At 62.3% G+C, this 2825-nt stretch carries 6 protein-coding genes; all 6 read right to left on the bottom strand.

Features of this window, described 5'->3' with window-relative positions; all coding sequences use genetic code 11:
• A complete protein-coding gene (locus QVE23_RS00100) occupies positions 1 to 318 on the bottom strand; it encodes a hypothetical protein (RefSeq protein WP_025545056.1) in 318 nt (105 codons plus the stop codon).
• Complete coding sequence (locus QVE23_RS00095) at positions 315 to 707, bottom strand: hypothetical protein (RefSeq protein ID WP_025545055.1); 393 nt, start codon at positions 705 to 707, stop codon at positions 315 to 317. Before QVE23_RS00095 ends, QVE23_RS00100 begins: the two co-directional genes overlap by 4 nt.
• A 397-nt stretch (positions 708 to 1104) precedes the next feature.
• Positions 1105 to 1323, bottom strand: coding sequence for a helix-turn-helix domain-containing protein (locus QVE23_RS00090; protein ID WP_021747930.1), 219 nt, complete (start codon positions 1321 to 1323; stop codon positions 1105 to 1107).
• Positions 1324 to 1332: 9 nt separating this feature from the next.
• Positions 1333 to 1905, bottom strand: coding sequence for a DUF2975 domain-containing protein (locus tag QVE23_RS00085; protein WP_025545054.1), 573 nt, complete (start codon positions 1903 to 1905; stop codon positions 1333 to 1335).
• A 15-nt stretch (positions 1906 to 1920) separates the two neighbouring features.
• Positions 1921 to 2505: a DUF2975 domain-containing protein gene (locus tag QVE23_RS00080; RefSeq protein WP_119311782.1), complete on the bottom strand. Its 585-nt coding sequence runs from the start codon at positions 2503 to 2505 to the stop codon at positions 1921 to 1923.
• A 14-nt stretch (positions 2506 to 2519) separates the two neighbouring features.
• Positions 2520 to 2825 (bottom strand): hypothetical protein (locus tag QVE23_RS00075; protein ID WP_502919046.1); only part of this gene is annotated, 306 nt, incomplete at its 5' end.

Below are 2825 nucleotides of genomic sequence, written 5' to 3'. Positions count from 1 at the left end.
TTACGTTCGGTCTCTGGCGGCAAAGTGGTGGCTCACCACGGCCATGGTTTCAAAGATCAGCGTTATCACAAACAGGATCCGGCCGGCGATAGCTGCGCCGGAGGCCTGGACCAGGGCCGTCTCCAAATCACCCGCCACGGTCTCCAGCTGCACGGCGAAGAGCTGGGCCAGCAGGGCCAGGGCGCAGGCCATCCCGCCGCCGGCCAGCTTCCAGCCGGAGCGGTCCCTCTCAGGACGGAGAAAGGACCACACCGCCAGCACCCAGCCGGTAAAGCCCGTCAGCAGGCTGACCGCATTGCAGAATGGGGCATCAATCATGCGTCCACCTCCTTGCGGAAACCGGAGTTGTCCGGGGAACTGTCTTGCCTGGGCGGGACGCACGCCAGAGGCAGCAGAAGCAGGTAGAGGAAGAGTGGATACAGCCAGGTACGGCTGCCCAGCGCCCCCAGCAGGCCCGGCGCCGGGCCGGTCGCCACAGTGTCAAAGGTGAGATTGGTGAACTGGAACGAGAGCCGCAGCGCCGCGATATGCAGCAGCAGGACCAGCGAGGCGCTGCCCAGGCAGAAGAGCTTCACCCGCTGCCGCTCCCGCAGATTGAAGAGCAGGAAGAGCAGGTGAAAGGCCATCAGCAGGAACGTAAACCCCAAAACATAGTCAAAGGGGTTGCACAGCCTGCCGAACTCGGTAAACAGCGAAAGCTGAAACATCGCGAGAAACCTCCAACAGTAAAGATTCCAAAAGCGCAGCATTTATCGCGTCAGCATCAGAAGGAGTATCCGAAACGGCGTTATGAGATACCGCAACGGCCCCGGCGGCCTTCCGGGGCAGATCGGCAGACTGACCGCCGCCGGATACAATCCGCAGAAGATGTCCCGCAGTACACTGGGTCCCATCTTCCGCGATCTGCCCGGCTCCAGAGGCGGATCCCCAGAGATACCAGGGGCAGAAGGACACAGGGATCCACCCCAGCAGGAGGACCAATACCACTCCCGGCCAGGCGGCGCTGAAGAACGTGGGCGGGAAGAGCTGCGCCGCCAGCAGGGAAAATGCGGGGACGGCAGATGCAGGCCCGCTTTTGGCGGGGCGGAGCCGTGCGCCTGGCGGTCATGGTTCCGCCTCTTCGTCCGGCACGAACTCCAGAATGTCTCCCGGCTGGCAGTCCAGGGCGGCGCAGATGGCCTCCAGCGTGGAGAAACGGACGGCCTTGGCCTTGTTGTTTTTCAGAATGGACAGGTTGGCCAGGGTGATATCCACTTTCTCCGATAGTTGGGAGAGGGACATTTTCCGCTTGGCCATCATCACGTCCAGGTTGACTACAATCATGCCGTCACCTCAAATCGTCAGGTCGTTTTCCGCCTTCATCTCCGCTGCCCGGTGAAACAGCCCGGCCATCACCAGGCACAGAAGGCCCGCCATGGTGAAGAGGGGGATGAACAAAGCGGTGTAGGACAGCAATGCGGCGGCGCCATCCCGGCAGAGGGTGAAGGCGGTCCGCCCCAGGGCGCCGGCGGCGATCACAAAGCAGCCTGCGGCGGCCCGCTGGAGATAGACGGCGTTCTTCGGGGAGAACGGCGTGCCGTCCGCCACAGAGGCCAGCAGACGGATGCCCTGGACCAGGATCACTGCGCCGCAGATGCCCGCCAAAAGCAGGAATAGAGCCAGGACCGCGGTCTCCGGGGACTTCCAAGACTCTTTCAAAATAATTTCCAGCAAATTTCCCACCCCGTCGTCAAAGTCGTAGGCGAAAACAGCCAGGAGGTGGTCGAAGCGCATGGACGCCGGATTCTGAAAGCGGAAGTAGGCCAGGGCCGGTGTCAGGGGAAGCAGCAGAATGTCGCAAAAGATGAGGAAACCGCAGAGAAAAATCAACACATCCGCGATTTTTTGGGCAGCAGTACGAACCATGGCGTGGGCCTCCTCCTAAATGGTCAGGTCGTTTTCCGCTTTCATCTCCGTCGCCTGGCGGAACAGGGCGGACATCACCAGGCACAGCAGGCCGAACATGGTGAAGATCGGCACAAAGAGCGCGTTGTAGGTGGCCAGGGGGCGGAGGGACTGGTAAAACCACAGCCCCCAGATCGTCCGGAGCAATGCCGCTCCCGCGATGCAGAAGGAACATACAGCCGCCCGTCGGAGGCTGACGGCATTCTGCGTGGAAAACGGCGCACCCTGGAGGATGGTGCCCAGCACCCGGAGCCCCTGGAGGAGAATCAGCGCGGTGCAGATGCCGCAGATCACCAAGAACAGGGCGATTAGGGCGTTGGCGCCCTCGCCCCATATCCAGACCCAGGAGAGAAAAATCGCGGATACGCCTGCGGCGGTCACATCGTCCGCCTCCGGGTGGAACAGGTCATGCAGAAAGGTGCCGGCGCCGCCGAAGAGGTTTTCCGCGTTGACCATGACGGAGGCGGGAACCAGCAGCAGAGCCAGGACGTTGAGCAGTAGGGCGAAGATCAGCAGTACCCGGAGCACCCGGGCGAGTATTTGCACAGTGCTGTTGGACATGGTCGCTTTCCTCCTTATGCGTGAGAATGGGACCGGCTGGCCGGACGGGGACGCAGCAGGCACAGGGCCCAGATGCCGCAGAACTGCAGGAGAAGCGCCAGCAGGATCTGGAGCGCGGAACCCTCTGTCCAGAGCCACACCCAGCACCAGGCACAGAAAATCAGGAACCGAAGCAGCCCCTTCCAGAAGGGCACATAGTTCTCCACCGCGCCTGTCAGCTCCGGCAGCCATTCGCTGCCTGTCAGCACCAGACTGGGAACGCAGAACAGGGCCGCCAGAAGCAGCAGCGCCAGCAGAACACGCCAGAGACGGCTGGACGG

This window comes from Oscillibacter sp. KLE 1728, from assembly GCF_934833455.1.
Taxonomy (GTDB): domain Bacteria; phylum Bacillota; class Clostridia; order Oscillospirales; family Oscillospiraceae; genus Oscillibacter; species Oscillibacter welbionis.
The sequence above is the reverse complement of the archived record's forward strand: the minus strand, read 5'-3'. Positions and strand labels throughout refer to the sequence as shown.

Coding starts and splice junctions, on each gene's coding strand:
- QVE23_RS00100 (WP_025545056.1), bottom strand. CDS start 318: ATGATTGATGCCCCATTCTGCAATGCGGTCAGCCTGCTGACGGGCTTT.
- QVE23_RS00095 (WP_025545055.1), bottom strand. CDS start 707: ATGTTTCAGCTTTCGCTGTTTACCGAGTTCGGCAGGCTGTGCAACCCC.
- QVE23_RS00090 (WP_021747930.1), bottom strand. CDS start 1,323: ATGATTGTAGTCAACCTGGACGTGATGATGGCCAAGCGGAAAATGTCC.
- QVE23_RS00085 (WP_025545054.1), bottom strand. CDS start 1,905: ATGGTTCGTACTGCTGCCCAAAAAATCGCGGATGTGTTGATTTTTCTC.
- QVE23_RS00080 (WP_119311782.1), bottom strand. CDS start 2,505: ATGTCCAACAGCACTGTGCAAATACTCGCCCGGGTGCTCCGGGTACTG.